This is a genomic window from Anaerococcus vaginalis ATCC 51170 (assembly GCF_000163295.1).
In the GTDB taxonomy this organism is placed as follows: domain Bacteria; phylum Bacillota; class Clostridia; order Tissierellales; family Peptoniphilaceae; genus Anaerococcus; species Anaerococcus vaginalis.
This window is the reverse complement of record NZ_GG700527.1, coordinates 203,453-224,489: the sequence shown is the minus strand read 5'-3', so window position 1 is coordinate 224,489 and position 21,037 is coordinate 203,453. Positions and strand designations below refer to the sequence as shown.

The following is a 21,037-nucleotide window of genomic DNA, read 5'->3' as shown; positions in this document are numbered from 1 at the left end:
CCTAAATTTATCTTCTTAATTATTATCTTAAAAGAGCTCCTGATACAACCATTAACATTACTTCTGAAGTACCTTCATAAATTTCTGTAATTTTTGCATCTCTCATCATTCTTTCAACGTCATATTCTTTGATATATCCATATCCACCAAGAATTTGAACTGCTCTATCAGCAACGAATGATGCTGTTCTTGAAGCTTTTAATTTTGCCATAGCTGCTGCTACTGAGTAATTTTCTCCAGCATCTTTTAGGCTTGCTGCTTTATAAACTAAATTTCTAGCAGCTTCAATTTCTATAGCCATTTCAGCTAATTTAAATTGTGTATTTTGGAATTTAGCTAAAGGACGTCCAAATTGTTCTCTTTCTTTAGAATATTGAACAGCTTTTTCTAAAGCACCTTCTGCAATACCAAGAGCTTGAGCTGCAATTCCAATTCTTCCACCATCAAGAGTTGCCATAGCAATCTTAAATCCTTTACCTTCTTCTCCAAGTAAATTTTCTTTTGGTATTCTACAATCTTGGAAAATTAATTCCATAGTTGATGAACCATTGATTCCCATTTTATTTTCAAGTGTACCAAAATCAAATCCTTTAGTTCCTTTTTCAACTATGAATGCAGAAATTCCGTGATTTCCTTTTGACTTATCTGTCATGGCAAATACTACATAAATATCAGCATATCCACCATTTGTTATAAAGATTTTTGTACCATTAAGTACATATTCATCTCCATCAAGTTTAGCTGTTGTTTGTTGACCTGAAGCATCAGTTCCTGCATTTGGTTCTGTAAGTCCAAAAGCACCTAATTTTTCTCCGCTTGCAAGTGGTGTTAAATATTTTTTCTTTTGTTCATCATTACCAAATTTATTGATACAATCAGCTGATAATGATGTGTGAGCTGATAAAATTACACCTGTTGATGCACAGTATTTTGAAAGTTCTTCAACTGCAAGTACGTATGTAAGTGTGTCAGCACCTTGACCGCCAAATTCTTCATCAAATGGAATTCCAAAGAAACCTAATTCTTGCATTTTTGCAACTGTTTCTTCTGGGAACATATGCTCTTCATCTACTTTTTGAGCTAATGGTTTAACTTCACTTTCTGCAAAGCCATGGAACATCTCTCTCATTTCTTCATAATCTTCTGATAATTTATACATATTTTCTCCTAAATAATTTTCCATATTTATTATTTTTAAATTTTTAAAAATAATAGTAAGAAACACTTTTTTACCTATGTTATTATATTAACAATCGGAACTAGACTTGTCAAGCTTTTTAGCCGATTTTTATCAAGCTTTTAGCTTTAAGTCCTAAATTTTTTTGGGAAATTTTTTTCGTTCTATCCTTGTTATTATATAAATTAAAATTCCCTCTCTTTATCATTTTTTATATAATTTAAAATTCTAAAAATCAAAATCAAAAAACAAAATTTAGACTATTATTATATGAAATTTAAAATTTAATTAATATTTTTTTCTAAATTTTATTTCTTTATTTTTATTTCTCTTAATTATAGTAAAAAGATTTCCCAAAAAACATTTACCTACATTATAATAATATCACAATCAGTCTATCTGTCAAATCTTTATCAATATATTTACGAATTTTAACTATATATTTTATTTTGTAAATCAGTTTTTAAATTTTAAGAATGAAAAATATTTTTTTTGCTTAAATTTAAGATAAAAAGTTTCATCTAATCCAAATATATTTTGTTTATTATTAAAAAGCTAATATATTTAAATGACTTGATTTTAAAAATTTTCAAATTTAAAAATCAAAATTTTTCAATTTCTATTTTGTTTTAGTCTATTCCCCATTTGCTCTTAGAAAATTTAATTTTTTGAATTTCTAAGAAATTTAAGATGATTTCTCATTTTAAATTATAAATTTATTTATTATTGATATTTATATTTAATTAAAGGAAAACTTTCCCATACGATTTTTCCATGTTATAATTGATACATAATTAACTAAGTAACTTAGTTAAGTATACAATTTCTATTTACATTTAGGAGGGAAAAATGGATTACAACAAAATTAATGACGAAATTATTGAACAAATTAAATCATCAGTAAATGGAAAAGTTTATGTAGGAGAAGAAATTAATGAAGATTTCTTCCACGATGAAATGCCAATTTATGGCGAAGGAATCCCTGATGTTTTGATTGACGCTACTTGCAAGGAAGATGTTTCAAAAATAATGAAAATTTGTAATGAAAATAAAATTCCTGTTATAGCAAGAGGTGCTGGTAGTGGTTTGACTGGCGCTGGTGTTGCTATTAAAAATGGCGTAATGATTAATATGCAATCCATGAACAAAATTTTAGAATTTGATGAAGAAAATTTAGTTGTTAGGGTTGAACCTGGTGTTTTATTAAGTACTTTGGCTCAAACTTGTCTTGATAAGGGATATTTATATCCACCTGATCCAGGCGAAAAAAATGCTACACTTGGCGGAAACGTTTCATTAAATGCAGGCGGAATGCGTGCTGTTAAATATGGCACAACTCGTGATTATGTAAGAAAAATGGAAGTTGTTCTTCCTAGTGGAGAAATTACTACTTTTGGATCTATTGTTTCTAAATCATCTACTGGTTATTCTTTAAAAGATTTGATGGTTGGAAGTGAAGGAACTCTTGGAATTATTACTGAGCTTACTTTAAAAATAGTTCCAAATCCAAAACATACTGTTTCTTTAATTGTACCTTTTGAAGATTTGGATGATTGTATTTCTACTGTTCCTAAATTATTCCAAAATAATTTAAATCCACAAGCTATTGAGTTTATGGAAAGAGATATAGTTATAGCTAGTGAAAAATACATAGGCAAAGAAACTTTCCCTAAAAATATGGAAGGAATTGATGTTGGAGCCTATTTATTAATTACTTTTGATGGCGATGATGAGGATTTAATCGACAATACTCTTGAGCAAGCTGCTGAAGTTTTGGTTGATAATGGTGCAATTGATGTTTTAGTTGCTGATACTCCAAATTCAATTAGAGATGCTTGGGCTGCAAGAAGTTCTTTCCTTGAAGCTATTGAAACACAAAATAAACTTTTGGATGAGTGCGACGTTGTAGTTCCTGTAACAAAAATTGCTGAATATATTAATTTTGTTAATAAGGAAAGCGAATCTTATATGTTTAATGTTAAATCATTCGGCCATGCTGGAGATGGAAACTTGCATATTTACACCCTATCAAATGAAGAAGATAAACTTGATCAATTTAAAGAAGAAGTTGATAAATTTATGGATGTAATCTATAAAAAAGCTTATTATTTGGGAGGAAAAATTTCTGGAGAACACGGAATAGGAAACGGAAAGAAAAAATATCTAAAGAGCTTTGAAGGTAACGTAAATATTGAAATAATGAGAGGAATTAAAAAAGCCTTTGATCCAAATATGATTTTAAATCCAGATAAAGTTATTTCCTTATTAGGTGAGTAAATTTAAAGGATTTGATTATGAATTACCTAAAAGAATTTGTAATCCTTTGTGTTTGTTTATTTTTAGGAGCTATTACAAGAAGCATTATAAATTATCCAATACCAGAACCTGTTTATGGAATGATTTATCTTTTTATCGCCCTACAATTTAACATACTCAAAAGTGAAGATATAAAAGAAACTTCTGATGGTATTTTAAAAAATTTAGCTTTTCTTTTTGTACCAGCAGGAGTAGGAATACTTGCTAATGTCGATGTCATTAAAGGAAAAATTTTCCAAATAATTATTTTAGTTATAATTGGAACAATAATTTCAATGGCTCTTACAGGACTTGTAGTGCAATTTTTACAAAGGAGGAAAGATGCTTGATAATCAATATTTTGGCATAGTTTTATCCTTTGCTGCCTACGAAATTGGGAAATGGATAAATAAAAAATTAAAAACTCCTATAGCAAATCCACTTCTCATTGCTATACTTTTGATTATAGGATTTTTATCCATTACAGGAATCGACTACGAATATTACAAAAAAGGTGGAGATTTTATAGCATTTTTTATAGGACCTGCAACAGTTGCAATGGTTTTAGATTTATATGCAAATCTTGATACACTAAAGAAAAATATTTTGCCAATACTTGTTGGAGTTGGATTTGGAACAATATTTTCATTTGTACTTGCCATATTTTTATCAAAAATATTCCAAATTGATAAAAATTTAGTTGCAAGTTTAATTCCACAATCAATAACAACAGCAATAGCAATTTCGCTTTCCGGAGAATACCAAGGAATAATTGGACTTACTGCAATTGTCGTTGTAATTAGAGGAGTAAGCGGAGCAGTTTTTGCCCCTATTGTAATGAAAATATTTAGAATAAAAGATCCAGTTGCCCAAGGAGTTGCCATAGGCACATCATCCCACGCAGTTGGAACAAGTCAAGCAAGACTTATGGGAGAAATTCAAGGAGCAATGAGTGGGCTTTCAATTGCAATTGCAGGAATTACTGCAGTAATAATAATGCCACTTGCTATGAAACTTGTAGAAATTATAATTTAAAATAAGAAATTTAAAATGAGCCATAAAAGGCTCATTTTATTTGCTTTTAATATATGATTTGTAGTTTTCTAATACTTTTTTGTAGCCATCTTCATATAAAATATTTTCTACATATTCTTTTATTTTTGCTGTAGGAATAATTCTCTTGTGGTTTTTTTCTACCATTTTCATTAAATCATTTTTTAAAATTGATATATCTGATGTATTAAGGTCAATATTTCCATCTCTTGCTGCATTTTTTATTGATCTTAATATCTTGTCAATATCAAATAATTCAATTTTTCCATTTCTTTTTTTAACATATAATTTGTTGTCCAAAAAATTTTCAATTACTTCAATCTTCGCTTTATCCAATTCATCTGCAATTTCTTCTATTGATAAATTTTTTCCTTTATAATAATCAATAATTATTTTTGTAAGATCTGACATATATCCCCCTAATTTTTTTTCTTTTTATATTCTTACCCTAATTTTTTAGAAAATAAAAGATTGGACAAAATCCAATCTCAGACTGTTGATAAAGTATACAAATCCTCACGCTAAGAATATCATACGGAAAAAATTGATTTGATTTCAAATTTTAAAATTCGTCAAAAAAACGCACTCTAAAATTTAAAGCTATGATAATTTATTAAATAAATTAAATTCAATTAAATTTTAATTCTTTGTTTTATTCCTAGGGATAAATATTAAAATCGTGCCACTAGCACAATTTTAAGCTATTTATCTGTCATCGCGTTAGCGAGTTTGCGTTTTTAGAATTTTGGAATTTAGAAATCAACAATTTTTGAAGTCCGATATTCGTGCTTGAGGGTTTGTCTACGCTCTGAAATTGGACAAAATCCAATCTTTTACTTATTATTTTTTTGTATAGTTTGGAGATTCTCTTGTTATTTGAATATCGTGTGGATGGTTTTCTACGAGGGTTGCTGGGGAGATTTTTACGAATTTTGATTTTTCTTCTAATTCTTTTAAATTTCCTGCACCAACGTAGCCCATTCCTGAGCGAAGTCCACCTAGAAGTTGGTAAATTACATCTCCAACATATCCTTTTAAAGCAACTCTTCCCTCTACTCCTTCTGGTACAAATTTTTTGGTATCATTTTGGAAATATCTGTCACTTGAACCAGATTTCATTGCAGAAAGTGAACCCATGCCCCTGTATTCTTTATATTGTTTTCCTTCAAAGACAATTGTTTCTCCTGGGGATTCTTCTGTTCCTGCAAATAAAGATCCTGCCATTATTACACTTGCTCCACAAGCGAGAGCCTTTGTAATATCTCCAGAATATTTTATACCACCATCGGCTATAATTGGAATTTGTGAATCTTTTGCAGCCTTTACACAATCAATTATTGCAGAAATTTGTGGAACTCCAACTCCTGTTACAACTCTTGTTGTACAAATTGAGCCAGGGCCGATTCCAACTTTTACAGCATCAACTCCTGCTTTTATCAAATCTTTTGTAGCCTCCCCTGTTGCAACATTTCCTGCTATTAATTGTAAATCTGGATATTTTTCTTTTATTTTTTTTATTGCAGTAATTACTCCTTTTGAATGACCGTGAGCTGTATCAACAGTTACAACATCAACTTTTGCACGAACCAAGGCGTCAATCCTATCCATCATATCACGAGTAATTCCTACTGCAGCCCCTACCAATAATCTGTCATGCTCATCTCTTGCAGAATCTGGATATTGTCTTGATTTTTCTATATCTTTTATTGTAATTAATCCTTTTAATTTAAAATCATCATCAACTATTGGAAGCTTTTCAACTTTTCCTGATTCCATTTTTTTGACAGCTTCTTCCATAGAAATCCCAACTTGACCAACAATAAGACCTTCCTTTGTCATGATGTCGTCAATTTTTACATTTTCATCATTTTGAAATCTCACATCTCTGTTTGTCAAAATTCCCTTTAAAGTCATATTATCATCAACAATTGGAACACCACTTATTTTATAATTTGCCATAATCTCAAGGGCTTCTTTTAAAATATTTTCTGGTTTTAGATAAAAAGGATCGGTTATTACTCCGTGTTCACTTCTTTTTACCCTATCAACCTCTTTAGCTTGGTCCTCAATTGACATATTTTTGTGGATTATTCCAATTCCACCTTGTCTTGCCATGGCAATTGCCATTTTTGATTCAGTTACAGTATCCATTGACGCTGACATCAAAGGAATATTTAATTTAATTTTTTTTGTTAGATTTGTTTGTAATGAAACTTCGTTTGGTAGAACTTCTGATGGTCCTGGAACCAAAAGTAGGTCATCAAATGTTAATCCTTCTCCTATTATTTGCATAAAGCCTCCTATTTTTTAAAATAATTTATTGCATTTTCAAATATTTTTTGTTCTTTTTTATCGTAAATATTTTTGTATAAATCTGAATCTAATCTTTCAACATGGCCCATTCTTCCCAAAATTTTACCATCTTTTGATAAAATCCCCTCAATATTATAATCAGAGCCATTTGGATTTATTTCGTATACAGAAAAAATTTGACCATTTTCTAATAAGTCCTTATATTTTTCTTCATTTACAATAAATCTTCCCTCGCCGTGAGAAATTGGAATTTTGTAAGTTACATCCAAATCAAGACCACTTGTCCATGGACTTTGATTATTTAAAACTTTTGTGTCAACGATTGTTGAAATGTGTCTATCATTTGTGTTGTAAGTTAATGATGGGTCATCTTCTTCGATTTCTTTAATTTTTCCATAAGGAAGAAGTCCAGTTTTAATCAAAGTTTGGAAACCATTACAAATTCCAATTATTAATCCATCATTTTCATCAAGCATATATTCAATGGCATCTTTTATTTTTTTATTTCTTATAATATTTGCCAAAAATTTACCAGAACCATCTGGCTCATCTGCCATAGAAAATCCTCCAGGAATAGCAAAAATTTGTGAGCTTTTAATTGATTTAGAAAGATTTTCAATAGATTCTTCGATAGCTTTCTTATCTAAATTTCTAAATAAATTTATCTCAACTTCTGCCCCGTATTTTTCAAAGGCTTTCTTTGTATCCCATTCGCAATTTGTTCCAGTTACGGCAAGAATTGAAACTTTGACCTTGTCGACTGGTTTTTTTGATTTTAGAGAAACTTTCATCTCTTTTTGGTCGATTTTTTCATAAGGAATTTCTTCTTTTGGAGCAAAAATTTGATCTAGTTCATGTAAATAAGATTTTTCTAATTTTTCACCATCTAATTTTTCTTCATTTACAATTAAATCTTTTGAAAATTCTCCGATTTTTTCAACAAAATCTAAATCTTCTACATATTCAACCACAAAAGATCCAAACATTGGAGTATATAAATTATCAAAATCTAAAGTAAAATTAGAATTTCCCAAGGCTTGTTCGTAAATATTTGCTAAAATTCCCTTATTATCAAGGGCAATAGTAGAAATAATTTTTCCATCTCTCATAGCCTTTATTAATTTTTCCAATAAATTTTTAAAGTGGTCAAGGTCAATAGTCATATCAGAATTATATTTTGCCCTAATAAGACCAATTTTTCCTTTTCCTTTCAAATCATTTGATTTTATATTTTCAATATCTTCAGTTGTTGTTGCAAAAGAAATTAAGGTTGGTGGAACATTCAAATCTTCAAAACTTCCACTCATTGAATCCTTTCCACCGATTGGAGGCATTTTGAAAAAGTTTGTTACTTCAAAGGCTCCCAAAAGGGATTTTAATGGTTTGGACCAAGATTTTTCATTGTCCATTTTTTCATAAAATTCTTGGAAAGATAATCTTATTTTTTCCAAATCACTTCCAACAGAAACAAGTTTTGCAATTGATTCAATTACTGCGTAATATCCTCCTAAATATTGGCTTTTTTCTGATAAATATGGGTCAAAACCGTAGGACATTATTGAAGCAGTTTTGGATTTTCCTTCATTTACTGGAATTTTTGCAACCATGGCTTGGGATGGATTTACTTGTTTTTTTCCTCCAAGAGGTTGTAAAACTGTATTTTGTCCGATGGTCGAATCGAAAATTTCTATTAGATTTCTTTGGCTAATAACATTTAAGTCTTTTATTTTTTCGTAAAAATATTTTGGATTATCTGATTTTTCTGTCAAATATTTTGGAACTTCTTCGCTTACAAAATGAACTTTCGCATTTCTATTAGCTCCATTTGTATTTATAAAATCATAGGAAATATCTGCAATTTTTTTATCTTCATAGAACATTCTCATCCTATTTGTGTCAGTAACCACACCAACCAAAGCTGTTTCTACATTTTCTTCCCTACAATATTTTTCAAATTCTTCCCTATCATTTTTATCAATTAAAACTGCCATTCTTTCTTGGGATTCTGAAATTGCAATTTCTGATGGCTTTAATCCTTCATATTTTAATTTTACTTTGGAAAGGTCTATATCAATTCCATCATAAAGTTCTCCGATTGCAACTGAAACTCCACCAGCTCCAAAATCGTTGCATTTTTTTATAAGTTTTGAAACTTCACTTCTTCTAAATAATCTTTGAAGTTTTCTCTCTTCTGGAGCATTTCCTTTTTGAACTTGGGCAGATTCTGTAATTATTGAAGTTAATTTGTGAGATTTTGATGAACCTGTTGCTCCACCAATTCCATCTCTTCCAGTTCTTCCTCCAATTAATAAAACTATATCATCTTTTTTTGGTGTAAGTCTTTTTACATTTTCTTTTGGAGCTGCAGCTATAACTGCCCCACATTCCATTCTTTTTGCCTTGTAGCCTTCGTGGAAAATTTCTTTTACAAATCCTGTAGCAAGACCAATTTGATTTCCGTAGGAAGAATATCCCTTGGCAGCAAGCTTTGAAATTTTTCTTTGTGGAAGTTTTCCCTCCATAGTCTTATCAACATCTTCCAAAATATTTCCAGCCCCAGTAATTCTCATAGCTTGGTAGACATAGCTTCTTCCTGAAAGTGGATCTCTAATTGCTCCCCCAAGACAAGTTGATGCCCCACCAAAAGGCTCAATTTCTGTAGGATGGTTGTGGGTTTCATTTTTAAACATCAAAAGATAATCTTCAAGATTTTCCTTGCCATCTTTTTCTACCCTAACTTTCACATAAACAGAGCAAGCATTTATTTCACTTGAAACTTCCAAATCATCAAAGTCATTTTTACTTCTCATATATTTTGAAAGAATTGTTCCAAAACTCATAAGATTTATTGGCTTTTTAATATCAAGCTCATCTCTCATTTTTAAATATTTTTCAAAAGAATTTTTAATAGCCTCATCAAGAACAGTTTTTGCCTTTATATCAATATCAAGACTGGTATTAAAAGTTGTGTGCCTACAATGGTCTGACCAGTAAGTATCTAAAATTTTTATTTCTGTTTCGTTTGGATTCCTATTTTCTTTTTTAAAATAATCTCTAACCATTTTTAAATCATTATTATCCATGGCAAGATCATGATCTTTTACAAAATCAGAAATTTCCTTATCAGAATAATTTATAAATCCATCATAAATTTCATTTTCAAGATTTTTTTCCCTTTTTGTATCCAAACTTTCTGGCATTTCTTTCAAATCAATTTTGTGACTATCAACTGGATTTACTAGATAATTTTCAATTTTTTTAAGGTCATTTTCACTTAATTTTGAAAATTCATAGACTGTTGCAGTTTTACAGTCTGTTTTTTCATCCAAAATTAAATCTAGAGTGTCAAGAACTCCCTTTCTTCTTTGGTCAAATTGACCTGGAAGATATTCAACTGCAAGAGCAGATTCGAATGAATCTTCAAGTTTTTTTGCCTCATCTTTTGCATAGACATAATCAAGATTTCTTTCGGATAAGACATTATTAATTGCCTTATCCAAATTTTCATCGCTTATTTCAAGGTCGTATCTGTTGTAAATATTTAATTTTTCTAATTTTATTTTTAAAAGATTTTCTATTTCTTTTTTAACTTCTTTGGACTTGTAATCGAACCTGTCTTTTTTTCTAACATAAACTCTCTTAACCAAATTTTTCATGATTTTATCCTTAATGTCTGAAATGTCTGTTGTTGGTAAATACCATGGACATTTTGTATTCGTTGCACTTATCGATTGAATCCTTATCTTTAATTGATCCGCCTGGTTGGATAATAGATTTTACTCCAATTTTGTGGGCAAATTCTACGCAATCATCAAATGGGAAAAAGGCATCTGATGACATAATTGAATCAGTAAAATCTACATCTGGGTGGTTATTTTTGATTGATTCCAAAGCCCAAATTCTTGAAGTTTGTCCACAACCAACTCCCAAAGTTTTTCCATCTTTAACAATTACAATGGCATTAGATTTGGTATATTTTACAACTGTCATTGCAAACTTTAAATCATCAATATCTTTTTTATCTGGTTTTACTTCAGTTACAACTTCAAAATCATCTTCTTTTGAATCGGTATCTTGGACTAAAACTTTTCCTTCCAAATATTTAACATCTTCTTCAACCATATCTTTTGATAAATCAACTTTTATTAGACGAACATTTTTCTTTTTAGATAAAATTTCCAAAGCCTCTTTTGTAAAGTCATTTGCTGCAATAATTTCAAGGAAAATTTCACTCATCATGCTTGCAGTTTTTTCATCAACTACTCCATTTAAGGCAACAATTCCACCAAAAATTGATAATGAATCAGCTTCATATGCTTTTTTGTAAGCATCAAAAGCATTTTCTCCAATAGCAGCTCCACAAGGAGATTGGTGTTTTAAAGCTACACAAGAATTTTCTCCCAATTCCTTTGCAAGTTCCAAAGCAATATTTAAATCATTGTAATTATTAAAACTCATTGCCTTTCCGTGTAAAATTTCTATATCTTTTAAAAGTCCTTTTGCATAAGTATCTTCATAAAGACTTGCTTTTTGGCTTGGATTTTCTCCATATCTTAAATCCTCAATTTTTCTAAGACCATAAGTTTTATATTCGCTTTCTTTTTTGGTCAAATCTTTGAAAAATCTAGAAATTACACTATCATAATAAGCCGTAAGAGAATATGCTTTCATAGCCAAATATCTTCTGTATTCCAAATCAACTTGATTATTTTCTAATTTTTCCAAAAATTCATCATAATCACTTGGATCAGTCAAAACTATGCAGTCCTTGTGATTTTTGGCAGCAGATCTAATCAAAGTTGGTCCGCCTATGTCAATATTTTCAATAATATTGTCAATATCATTACTCTTTAAGGACTCTTCAAACTTATACAAATTTACAACAACTATATCAATGTCTTTGATATTATTTTCTTCCACAGTTTTTTTGTGATTTTCGTCATCTCTTTTGTAAAGAATTCCTCCGTGAACATAAGGAGATAAAGTTTTTACCCTGCCGTCCAAAATTTCAGGAAAATTTGTTATCTCTTCAATTTCTTTTACATCTACTCCGCTTTCTTTAATTTTTTTATATGTACCGCCAGTAGATACAATTTCCACACCTAATTCATTCAAACCTCTAGCAAGTTTTTCTACATCCTTTTTTTCAGTAACAGATATTAAAGCTCTCATTAATCCCTCCCATAAGCTTTTAGTCTAAATTTAAAGACAAGAAAAGGGAAGCTAACAAAATTAGCTTCCCTGATAAAACATTACTCCATTCATAGACAAATTTGGGCATAGAAATTCGCAGAAAGATCTTAGCCTTTCAATTTTTTTCATAGATAAAATCATAATTGTAAATTTTTCAATTTTAAAAATAAAATCCATGATAAATACCCCCAAATGAATGTAAAATAATCATACCACAATATTTTTAAAAATTAAAGATATATTTTTATTTTTTTTTAAGAAAATTAATAATTTTTTGCAATCTACATTTTTCTAGTTTTGTATTTGCTTTTGCCACTTATCCTATATCTTCAATAATTTCTATGCAATTTTAGCAATTATTCCCATATTCTCTCTCCTTGAATTTGAATGACTGATATTGTATAATTATGACATTAAATGACTTGATTAAATTTAAGATGCTCAAGAATTTGAGTGTCTGTTAAAAGGAGAAATTATGAGTTTTGAATCTAAGTTAAGAAAGCTTCGTGAAAATAAAAATTTAACTCAAGAAGAGCTAGCTAAGCTTGTTGGTGTTTCTTTAAAAACTATTTCGAGATATGAAATGGGAGAATCGAAACCACGATATAGAAAAATTTATGATAAGCTTGCAGAGGTTTTGGACACTAGCCACGATTATCTTGTAACTGATGAGGAGAATTTTATTCTTGATGTTAGAGAAAAATATGGCTACAAGGGAGCAAAAGATGCAAAGGAAATGGTTGATGGGGTAATTGGTCTTATGGCTGGCGGAGAAATAAATGAGGAAGATAAAAAAGCAATCCTCGATTCTATTCAAGAGGCCTACTATATTGCAAAAAATAAAAATAAAAAATATAATCCTCACAAGGATTAGGTGAAATATGTCTTTTTTATACGATGAAATTTTTGATGATGTAAAAAAATTAATTAAAAAATATGACAGCAGAAATCCAAAAGAAATTTTAATTCAAAGAGGCGTAAATATAATTGCTTTTAAGGAAAATACAAAACTTTTGGGTATGTATAAAATTATCAAAAGAAATTCTTTTGTTTTTTACAATCCCTTTGTTGACAAAAGAATTCAAAATATGGTTTTTGCTCACGAATTGGGCCATGACCTTTATCACAAAGATATGGCAAAAAATGAAAATCTGATTGAGTATGAACTTTTTGATATAAATAGCGAAATGGAATTGTGTGCAAATATTTTTGCAGCTCATCTTCTTTTGGATGAAAAAGAATTGATAAATGATGTAAAAGCAGGCTACACTTACAACCAACTAGCCTCTATGTATAATGTGAATGTAAATCTTATGATTTTTAAATTAAATGAGATGCACAGGATGGGCATGAATATAAAAAAAGAAGAAGCTGATCCTAATTTTTTTAAGGATATTGACGGCAAGGATATAAGAAATCATGATATATACTGATGAAATTATAAATAATCCGGTAAAACTTTCCCATTATTTGATAGAAAATAGAGTGGAAAATAATATAAGAGCTTGCGATATGACAGCAGGAAATGGTAATGATTCAAAATTTATTTTGGATAAGAAAAATCCAAAAATTTTGTATGCTTTTGATATACAAAAACTTTCACAAGAAAGATGTAAAAAACTTATAGGTCAAAGGAAAAATTTTAAATTTATCCTTGATGATCACAAAAATATTGAAAAATATATAGAAGAAAAAATCGACCTTTTTATTTATAATTTGGGATTTTTGCCAAAAGGAGATAAGTCAATTACAACAAATTATAAGTCTGTGATAGAATCTCTCAAGTCATGTTTAAATTTATTAAATAAAAATGGACTTATTCTTATAACTTTTTATCCAGGTCATGATGAAGGGAAAAATGAGGAAAAATATGTGGGAGAATTTTTAAAAAATCTAGATCAAAAAACATTTCAAGTCATAAAATATAATTTTTATAATCAAATAAACACACCTCCCTTCCTTGTTTCTATAAGAAAAGTGTAAAAGAAATTTTTATTTGTTATAATTAATTAGGAAAGGATAAATTAGATGAAAAAAAGAAGACTTTTTCCCTTTGCTATAATTTCACTCTTACTTATTTTGGCTTTTTTGAATTTTACAAGTCCAAAAAATGCCGAAAAAATAAATCTTCCAAGCTTGGAAGAAAAAAAGATGAGAGATTTGACAAAGGATAAATACATAGAAGATTTTGAATTTGCCTACGATATTTTAGAAACTTATTATCCTTATTTTGACATAAATAAGAAAATTAATAATGTTGACTGGTTAGGAAAAAAAGAAACCTTCAAAAAATATATAGAAAATTCCAAAAATGATGTGGACTTTGGTTTGAGAATGAATAAAATTTTGTATGAGCTAAATAACGACCACACCCAAATAATTGACCAAAATCAGGCAGTTGAAATGTATATAACCTACTACAAAATGCCAGAAAATGATTGGCGTCATTATATAAGCCATGTTTATGAAAAGGAAAATGTAAGAAGAAGGTACAATTTAGATAATAAAAAAATAAATGATTATTTGAAATACAACCAGTATGAAACAAAAGCTATAATAAATAAAAATAATAATATTTTAGGCAAGGCAACAGAAAATTCAAACGAAATTCGTACAGACAATATTGAAGCTAAAGATATAAATGATAAGATAGGATATTTAAAAATTAATTCAATGGTAAATTATGATTATTCAAATTATGACCGAAAAAAATTGAAAACTTATCTAAAAAAAGCAAAAAATAAAAAAGCTCTAGTTATTGATATAAGAGGAAATACTGGTGGCGATTCTAGATATTGGCAAGATTTTCTTCTTCCACAAATTATAGATAAGCCATATTCTACAAGTTATTATTCTTTTATCAAAAAAGGAGATTTAAATAAGAAAGTAATAAGCCAAGAAAAATACAAAGAAGGCGTAAGCGAATTTTTAAATGCAAGTAATTTTTCAAATGATACAAAACAGATACTTTCAAAATTTGATTATTACACAAATTATCCTGCAAAAATAATCCCAAGTGAAGATTCCATAAAATTTAAAGGACACATCTATCTTCTTATAGATTCATCAGTATTTTCATCAGCAGAAATGCTAGCATCTTTTTGTAAAGAAACAAAACTTGCAACAATTGTAGGAAGCCAAAGCAAGGGAGATGGAATTGGAACTGATCCTTTGCAAATTGATTTGCCAAATTCTGGATATGTATTGAGATTTCCAAAAGAAATCGGAGTGACTGAATCAGGATATATAAATGAAATAGAAAAAACAAATCCTGACATAAATATAGATTCAAATAGGTTTGATGAAATAAAAGACCAACCAATAATACAAAAAATTATAGAAATAGAAGGCTAAGGCCTTCTATTTGCTTATATAAAAATATCAAGTATAGTTTCTTCGTTGATAAATTTTTTCCGAAAAAAAGGAGTAGCAATGAGTCTTATTTCAATTTTAATTTTAGCTATCGGACTTAGTATGGACGCTTTTGCAGCAAGCATTTGTCAAGGTCTTCAAATAAAAGAAAATAACATAAAAAATACCCTAAGCATTGGACTTTGTTTTGGAATTTTCCAAGCAATTATGCCAATAATTGGTTATTTTCTAGCATCAAGTTTTGCAAATTCAATCAAAGCAATTGACCATTGGGTTGCCTTTATTTTATTATTTATAATTGGCTTTCAAATGATAAAAGAATCAAAAGATGCAAGCTGTGAAATAAGCCACGGCTTAAGTTTAAAATCTTTATTCTCACTTGGAATCGCAACAAGCATTGATGCAATGGCAGTTGGAGTTTCCTTTGCATTTTTGAATGTAAATATATTTTCTTCAAGCACAATAATAGGAATCACAACCTTTATCCTATCATCAATAGCCTTTAAAATAGGAAATAAATTGGGCATGAAAATCAAACAAATTTCAGAGCTTATTGGTGGAGTAATTTTGATTTTATTAGGAACAAAAATTCTAATTGAGCACTTATTTTTACAATAAGTGCTTTTTATTTGCAATTAAAAAAACTTCCAATTTCTGGAAGTTTAATTTATTTAAGTTTTTTCTTCTATTTCTATATTAAATTTCAAAAATTGGAAGTTTTTCTAAAAATATTATATCATCCCTATTAGCTGCATCTCCTTCTGCAAGAATCGCAAGTTTTTGAACAACTTCTCCTCCTGCTTTTTTCACAAGATTTTCTAAAGCTTTTATAGATTCTCCTGTGGAAATTACATCATCAACTAGGGCTACTTTCTTTCCTTTTATTTTTTCTACATCTTTAAAATCCAAAAATAATTTTTGGGTATTTTTTGTTGTAATTGAATTTACTTCTACACTTACAGGATTTTCCATGTAGGATTTTTGTGATTTTCTTGCAACTACAAATGATTTTTCTCCAATATTTCTTGCAATTTCATGTGCAAGGGCTATACCTTTTGCTTCTGCTGTAAGAATTATATCGCAATCAATTTTTTTACTTAATTCATATCCTGCTTTTGTTGCAAGCTCTGTATCTCCCAATAAAACAAATGATGCAATTTTTAAATTATCTGATATTTGTATTATTGGCAAATTTCTTTCGACTCCACACACATTTAATTTATAATAATCCATAAAATCTCCTATAAAATTATAAATTTAAGAATTACTCCTGCTACAAGTCCCATAAAAGGATCGCTTGCTGCAGTTGTTGCCATAGCTATACCTGCAACTAATATTGTATCGCCTCCTGCTGCAAAAGCAAGATTTGCATTTGTTGGAACAGTTACAAGAGCGCCAAGTACAAATAAAAATCCGTGGATTGATTCTCCTGGAACATATTTTCCAAGTTTTGGCAAAAATCCCATAAACATTATTACCCCAAGAATTGCCATCATCAAAATTCCAGAATTAATTGGATTATCGCTTGCTCCTGTGGCTGAAATTATTGCTTCAACTGGCGCTCCACCAAAAAGTGAAGAAACAGAATCAGCAAGACCTGAATAGATTGTCAAATGGTCAATATTTGCTGTCAAATTTCCATCCCCAAGAGATGCTGTAATATTTCCAAAAGCAATATTTGCACCAATTGTAAGGCAAGCAAGAGATAAAGAACCTCTGATAACTTTTTTATTTAAAATAGGTTTTTTAATAGAAAGTTTTCTTTCTTCTTTTTTTATCTCTTTTCCTATTTCCATTTTCATAATATTTGCATAAATTGAAGAAATAACAACAGAAATTATAATAGTGTAAACAAGATTTCTTCCAAAAACAAAATATGTTATAAGGGCTGAAATTATAGAAATTAAACTTACCATTTTTGTTTCAAGCTTTAGTCCATCAATTGCAATTTTTGCAAGAATCAATCCAACTCCTGCCATCATTCCATTTAATACATAAACTCCAGCCAAATCAACAATAAAATTTAAGCTTCCAGTAATTCCAAGTATGGACATAATAATTCCTGCCCAAAATACAACCGACAATCTTTCCCTAATATTATCGCCATAAGATCCTGCAAGGGCAATTGTTTCAGCTTGCATAGAAATTGGAATTGGAGATTGCAAAAGCATACAAGCAACTACTCCCACAGCAAAACCAAGCGAAGTTGGAAATGCAGAAAAACCTACCGAAAGTGCCAAAAGTGCTTGGGGAATTCCATTAATTACTACACCCAAGGCTGCCATAATGTCATTAAAAGTCATAAGACCTCCTAAAAATTTATTTTAAAAATCCGAATAAAATTATACCATATTTAGAAAATAAAAAAAGGCAGAAATTAATCTGCCTTAAATTTACATTTTTTCAACTTCAGGATAATCAATTCCCTTTGTATCAACTGTAACTTTTTTAATTTTTACATCTTCAACAGGTCTGTCATTATAATCTGTTTTTACATTTGCGATTTTATCAATTTCTTCTATGCCTTCAATTATTTTTCCAAATCCTGCATAATCTCCGTCAAGATGTGGACTTTTTTTGTGCATTATAAAAAATTGGCTTCCTGCAGAATCTGGCATAAATGATCTTGCCATTGATAAAACCCCTTTGTCGTGAGCCAAATTATTTTCAAAACCATTTGAAGAAAATTCTCCTTTTATAGCATATCCAGGGCCACCCATTCCACTTCCTTGTGGATCTCCTCCTTGAATCATAAAATCTTTTATAACTCTATGAAAGATTAAGCCATCATAAAAATTATTTTTTATTAATGAAATAAAATTATTTACAGTATTTGGAGCAATTTCTGGATATAATTCAGCTTTAAAGATTGCACCATTTCCCATTTCAAATGTAACTATTGGATTTTCCATTTATTTCTCCTTTAAAATTGTTTTTATTAGAATTTAATTTTCTGTATAAATTCATAATTTATTATACTATTGTCCTTGATTTTTCCACAAAATTATTTCGCCTTTTTATTTATAGCATAAAATAAGGTCATTGCAGAAAAAATCAAAGATGAACCTCTAGAGTAGGAAAGATATTTTTCTTCCCAAAAACTTGCATACTTATCTTTGTAAGCCTTTAGCCCTTCAAAAGAATAAAAATGATCTCCCAATTTAAAAATTGTATATACCATTCTTTCTTGTAAAAACGAATGTCTCATAACTCCTACATTTGAAAGTGGGGCCATGCCGAGGTCAAAATATTTTATATTGTTTTCTTTCAAATATGTGAAAATATTTATAAACAAATAATCCATCAAGCCATCAACATTTTCTTCATAACGCATAAGGTCAACTGTTGCCCAATTTTCTACATAAATTGGCGATAAATTTGCAAAAGCAATTATTTTTTGATTAGGATTTTTTATTACAGCAATATCTCCGTTATTCAAATAATCTTTGTCAAAAAATCCCAAAGAAAATCCCTTTTCTTTGCCTTCTCCAAGCCAAGAATTAGAAATTTCTTGAAGTCTTTTTATAGTTTTTCCATCAAAAGGTCCTTGCAAAATTTCAAAACTATATCCATCTCTATCAAGTTTATTTATAGTTTTTCTTAGATTTTTCTTTTTCTTACCATCAAGATTAAACTCATCAAGATTTACATTTGCACTTTCCCCAAATTTCATAAAATTAAAACCATATTCATGAACTTTCATTGTTATATCTTTATTTATTTCATAAAAAACAATGTTATAACCCAAATCATCAGCTTCATAAATAAATTTTTCCAAAAGCTCATCAAAATATTTTTCATTTCCAATAGGATCCCCCATGACAATTACCTTATCGCCCACAGTCCTAATTTGAAGACAAGCCAAATCACATTCATCATTTTTTAACCAATAAAGATCCTTATCATCCAAAAAAGAAAGAAAGGCTTCTTTGGAACCGCCCTGATTTTTAAGTAAATTTATATACCTATCATAATCAAATTTTTCCCCAACTTTTAACCTAGCCCCTTGCAAATTCCTAACCAAAAGATAAACAATAAAATAAATTATTGATATAGTAGCAATTATTGAAATAAAATTATACTCAAAAGGAATCAAAATAAAATCATTAGCCTCACTAATATTCACATCAATGATAGATCCACGTTTCAAAATTTTCCCTACATAAACTATGAGCATAAAATTTGTCAAAAGTAAATCAATAAACCTATCTTCGCTAGCATAAATAAATTGCTTAGTATAAAGTTCATCTTTTGTAATAAGATTAATTACAAACATTATAAAAATATAAATAAGAGTAGATAAACTATAACCAGTTATATAAGTATAGCAAAATACAAGAATTAACATTATGGTATTTAAAAGAAAAGATTTTTTCTGTTTTGAAATATAAGCTCTTGCCATAACTATAAATATAAATCCAAAAAGAAGAGATGGAAACTGATAAATAGCTGATGCTCTTATAGGATTTAATTTTGTAAGAAGACCTCCACCATAAGCCTTATCTGGCAAAGTTGCAGCCAAAATCATAAAAAGTCCAAAAATATACAACAAAAAAGTATTCAAAACCAAAAGAATATTTTTGAAAAGTCTTTTTATAAAAGCAGATTCCTTAAATTGAAAAGCAATTGTAAAATTTTTAGTAAAAAATACAAAAGCAAGGCAAAATGGAACAACATAGTAAAACATTCTATAAAGAAGAATCCAAGCAAGTGCCAATTCTTGATTTATACCCTGACTTTTTAAAGCAAACAAAATTATAAGGTCAAAAGAACCGATGGCACCAGGAATCATAGAAATATATCCTACAATATTTGCAGCAACAACCAAAGTTGATAAACTAAGCAAATCAAATTTAATCCCCATTAAATACCCAATAACCACAAAGGCACTCATAACTCCAAACCATTCAGCAATTGAGATTAAAAATAATTTTATTTGATTTTTTCTAGAAAATTTAATCTTTCCAAAAAAAGACAAAGCCAATACAAAAGGAATATACAAACTTGCACCAACAAGCAAAATCATATAACTTTGTAAATTTGGATTTGAGCGAAATATTAAAGAAATTAAGGAAATAATAGAAAAAAATGACAAGCCACATGGCAAAAATACCAAAAGTTGTAAGATTTTTTTCACAAGCTTTGTAGCTTCATGTCCCTTACCGTAAAAAGCCGTTCTAAGTCCAATAGAAATAAATCCACCAAGCCCCAAAAGATCGTTAAAATTATTAATACAAAATCCAGTTTCTCCTATGTATTTTTTATCATAATCATTTCCAAGCTCTTCATTCAAAATAAAATCATACAAGCTTGCTGGAATATTAGCAAAAATTCCATAGATTCCCATAAAAAGTAATGTAATAACCGATAAGCTAGAAAAAATAAATTTTACATCTTCAACCTTTATTTCTTTGGATATTTTTCTAAATTCTACAATTACAAGAATTAATACAGATATAAAAAATATTTTCTTAAATATTTCCTTAAAATCACTCAATTTTTCTTTCATTTAATTTCCTCATAAAATTTCAATAATAATCTTTAAAAAAAGACGGGGACTTCCCCGCCTTTTAATGAAAGTATTTTATTTCAAATTTTTAGCTAAATTAAGCTATAACTTTAGAAACAACTCCT

The 21,037-nt window shown here is 29.1% G+C and carries 17 protein-coding genes; 8 read left to right on the top strand and 9 right to left on the bottom strand.

All coding sequences use genetic code 11. The features are described 5' to 3' along the window. Nucleotides 1–22: 22 nt before the first annotated feature. Nucleotides 23–1,159, bottom strand: a complete 1,137-nt coding sequence (locus HMPREF0078_RS01135; protein ID WP_019118130.1) for an acyl-CoA dehydrogenase — start codon at nt 1,157–1,159, stop codon at nt 23–25. Between the two features lie 867 nt (nt 1,160–2,026). Here HMPREF0078_RS01135 and HMPREF0078_RS01130 point away from each other — a divergent pair. From HMPREF0078_RS01130 to HMPREF0078_RS01120, 3 genes are read left to right on the top strand one after another with little or no spacing between them, the layout of a single operon-like run. After that, on the top strand, nt 2,027–3,454 hold the full coding sequence (locus HMPREF0078_RS01130) for an FAD-binding oxidoreductase (RefSeq protein WP_004838188.1): 1,428 nt from the start codon (nt 2,027–2,029) through the stop codon (nt 3,452–3,454). Between the two features lie 17 nt (nt 3,455–3,471). Next, the gene (locus tag HMPREF0078_RS01125) at nt 3,472–3,822 is read left to right on the top strand and encodes a CidA/LrgA family protein (RefSeq protein WP_004838185.1); all 351 of its coding nucleotides are present in this window, start codon (nt 3,472–3,474) and stop codon (nt 3,820–3,822) included. Then, entirely contained in the window at nt 3,815–4,507 is a 693-nt protein-coding gene (locus tag HMPREF0078_RS01120) for an LrgB family protein (protein WP_004838184.1), read from the top strand. Before HMPREF0078_RS01125 ends, HMPREF0078_RS01120 begins: the two co-directional genes overlap by 8 nt. A gap of 36 nt (nt 4,508–4,543) precedes the next feature. Here the strand turns inward: HMPREF0078_RS01120 and HMPREF0078_RS01115 are convergent, their stop codons facing one another. The 4 genes from HMPREF0078_RS01115 to purH form a co-directional block, all read right to left on the bottom strand. After that, complete coding sequence (locus HMPREF0078_RS01115) at nt 4,544–4,936, bottom strand: ATP cone domain-containing protein (RefSeq protein WP_004838183.1); 393 nt, start codon at nt 4,934–4,936, stop codon at nt 4,544–4,546. 429 nt (nt 4,937–5,365) lie between these two features. Continuing rightward, on the bottom strand, nt 5,366–6,817 hold the full coding sequence (gene guaB / locus HMPREF0078_RS01110; protein WP_004838182.1) for an IMP dehydrogenase: 1,452 nt from the start codon (nt 6,815–6,817) through the stop codon (nt 5,366–5,368). 8 nt (nt 6,818–6,825) lie between these two features. Beyond that, a complete protein-coding gene (locus tag HMPREF0078_RS01105) occupies nt 6,826–10,494 on the bottom strand; it encodes a phosphoribosylformylglycinamidine synthase (RefSeq protein WP_004838181.1) in 3,669 nt (1,222 codons plus the stop codon). 10 nt (nt 10,495–10,504) lie between these two features. After that, on the bottom strand, nt 10,505–12,010 hold the full coding sequence (purH, locus tag HMPREF0078_RS01100; protein WP_004838180.1) for a bifunctional phosphoribosylaminoimidazolecarboxamide formyltransferase/IMP cyclohydrolase: 1,506 nt from the start codon (nt 12,008–12,010) through the stop codon (nt 10,505–10,507). A gap of 496 nt (nt 12,011–12,506) precedes the next feature. On the opposite strand from purH, the gene HMPREF0078_RS01095 reads away from it, so the two are divergent. The 5 genes from HMPREF0078_RS01095 to HMPREF0078_RS01075 all read left to right on the top strand — a co-directional run bounded on the left by HMPREF0078_RS01095 (nt 12,507) and on the right by HMPREF0078_RS01075 (nt 16,021). Beyond that, nucleotides 12,507–12,905 (top strand): helix-turn-helix domain-containing protein, encoded by a 399-nt coding sequence (locus HMPREF0078_RS01095; protein WP_004838178.1) that lies wholly within the window; start codon nt 12,507–12,509, stop codon nt 12,903–12,905. Between the two features lie 7 nt (nt 12,906–12,912). Next, nucleotides 12,913–13,464: an ImmA/IrrE family metallo-endopeptidase gene (locus HMPREF0078_RS01090; protein ID WP_004838177.1), complete on the top strand. Its 552-nt coding sequence runs from the start codon at nt 12,913–12,915 to the stop codon at nt 13,462–13,464. After that, nucleotides 13,451–14,014 (top strand): tRNA (mnm(5)s(2)U34)-methyltransferase, encoded by a 564-nt coding sequence (locus HMPREF0078_RS01085; protein ID WP_004838176.1) that lies wholly within the window; start codon nt 13,451–13,453, stop codon nt 14,012–14,014. Before HMPREF0078_RS01090 ends, HMPREF0078_RS01085 begins: the two co-directional genes overlap by 14 nt. A gap of 45 nt (nt 14,015–14,059) precedes the next feature. Further along, nucleotides 14,060–15,385: a S41 family peptidase gene (locus HMPREF0078_RS01080; protein ID WP_004838173.1), complete on the top strand. Its 1,326-nt coding sequence runs from the start codon at nt 14,060–14,062 to the stop codon at nt 15,383–15,385. Between the two features lie 78 nt (nt 15,386–15,463). Continuing rightward, the gene (locus HMPREF0078_RS01075) at nt 15,464–16,021 is read left to right on the top strand and encodes a manganese efflux pump MntP (RefSeq protein ID WP_004838172.1); all 558 of its coding nucleotides are present in this window, start codon (nt 15,464–15,466) and stop codon (nt 16,019–16,021) included. Between the two features lie 78 nt (nt 16,022–16,099). On the opposite strand, the gene HMPREF0078_RS01070 is transcribed toward HMPREF0078_RS01075, so the two are convergent. From HMPREF0078_RS01070 to mprF, 4 genes are all read right to left on the bottom strand, one after another. Further along, nucleotides 16,100–16,636 (bottom strand): phosphoribosyltransferase family protein, encoded by a 537-nt coding sequence (locus HMPREF0078_RS01070; protein ID WP_004838171.1) that lies wholly within the window; start codon nt 16,634–16,636, stop codon nt 16,100–16,102. A gap of 8 nt (nt 16,637–16,644) precedes the next feature. Then, the gene (locus HMPREF0078_RS01065) at nt 16,645–17,706 is read right to left on the bottom strand and encodes a hypothetical protein (RefSeq protein ID WP_004838170.1); all 1,062 of its coding nucleotides are present in this window, start codon (nt 17,704–17,706) and stop codon (nt 16,645–16,647) included. 90 nt (nt 17,707–17,796) lie between these two features. Next, nucleotides 17,797–18,315: a peptidylprolyl isomerase gene (locus HMPREF0078_RS01060; RefSeq protein WP_004838169.1), complete on the bottom strand. Its 519-nt coding sequence runs from the start codon at nt 18,313–18,315 to the stop codon at nt 17,797–17,799. A 92-nt stretch (nt 18,316–18,407) separates the two neighbouring features. Further along, nucleotides 18,408–20,912: a bifunctional lysylphosphatidylglycerol flippase/synthetase MprF gene (mprF, locus tag HMPREF0078_RS01055; RefSeq protein WP_004838167.1), complete on the bottom strand. Its 2,505-nt coding sequence runs from the start codon at nt 20,910–20,912 to the stop codon at nt 18,408–18,410. Nucleotides 20,913–21,037: the final 125 nt, after the last annotated feature.

What these genes read in the sequence shown, in the direction of transcription:
- HMPREF0078_RS01135 (WP_019118130.1), bottom strand. Translation starts at nt 1,159, where the DNA reads ATGTATAAATTATCAGAAGATTATGAAGAAATGAGAGAGATGTTCCAT.
- HMPREF0078_RS01130 (WP_004838188.1), top strand. Translation starts at nt 2,027, where the DNA reads ATGGATTACAACAAAATTAATGACGAAATTATTGAACAAATTAAATCA.
- HMPREF0078_RS01125 (WP_004838185.1), top strand. Translation starts at nt 3,472, where the DNA reads ATGAATTACCTAAAAGAATTTGTAATCCTTTGTGTTTGTTTATTTTTA.
- HMPREF0078_RS01120 (WP_004838184.1), top strand. Translation starts at nt 3,815, where the DNA reads ATGCTTGATAATCAATATTTTGGCATAGTTTTATCCTTTGCTGCCTAC.
- HMPREF0078_RS01115 (WP_004838183.1), bottom strand. Translation starts at nt 4,936, where the DNA reads ATGTCAGATCTTACAAAAATAATTATTGATTATTATAAAGGAAAAAAT.
- guaB (WP_004838182.1), bottom strand. Translation starts at nt 6,817, where the DNA reads ATGCAAATAATAGGAGAAGGATTAACATTTGATGACCTACTTTTGGTT.
- HMPREF0078_RS01105 (WP_004838181.1), bottom strand. Translation starts at nt 10,494, where the DNA reads ATGAAAAATTTGGTTAAGAGAGTTTATGTTAGAAAAAAAGACAGGTTC.
- purH (WP_004838180.1), bottom strand. Translation starts at nt 12,010, where the DNA reads ATGAGAGCTTTAATATCTGTTACTGAAAAAAAGGATGTAGAAAAACTT.
- HMPREF0078_RS01095 (WP_004838178.1), top strand. Translation starts at nt 12,507, where the DNA reads ATGAGTTTTGAATCTAAGTTAAGAAAGCTTCGTGAAAATAAAAATTTA.
- HMPREF0078_RS01090 (WP_004838177.1), top strand. Translation starts at nt 12,913, where the DNA reads ATGTCTTTTTTATACGATGAAATTTTTGATGATGTAAAAAAATTAATT.
- HMPREF0078_RS01085 (WP_004838176.1), top strand. Translation starts at nt 13,451, where the DNA reads ATGATATATACTGATGAAATTATAAATAATCCGGTAAAACTTTCCCAT.
- HMPREF0078_RS01080 (WP_004838173.1), top strand. Translation starts at nt 14,060, where the DNA reads ATGAAAAAAAGAAGACTTTTTCCCTTTGCTATAATTTCACTCTTACTT.
- HMPREF0078_RS01075 (WP_004838172.1), top strand. Translation starts at nt 15,464, where the DNA reads ATGAGTCTTATTTCAATTTTAATTTTAGCTATCGGACTTAGTATGGAC.
- HMPREF0078_RS01070 (WP_004838171.1), bottom strand. Translation starts at nt 16,636, where the DNA reads ATGGATTATTATAAATTAAATGTGTGTGGAGTCGAAAGAAATTTGCCA.
- HMPREF0078_RS01065 (WP_004838170.1), bottom strand. Translation starts at nt 17,706, where the DNA reads ATGACTTTTAATGACATTATGGCAGCCTTGGGTGTAGTAATTAATGGA.
- HMPREF0078_RS01060 (WP_004838169.1), bottom strand. Translation starts at nt 18,315, where the DNA reads ATGGAAAATCCAATAGTTACATTTGAAATGGGAAATGGTGCAATCTTT.
- mprF (WP_004838167.1), bottom strand. Translation starts at nt 20,912, where the DNA reads ATGAAAGAAAAATTGAGTGATTTTAAGGAAATATTTAAGAAAATATTT.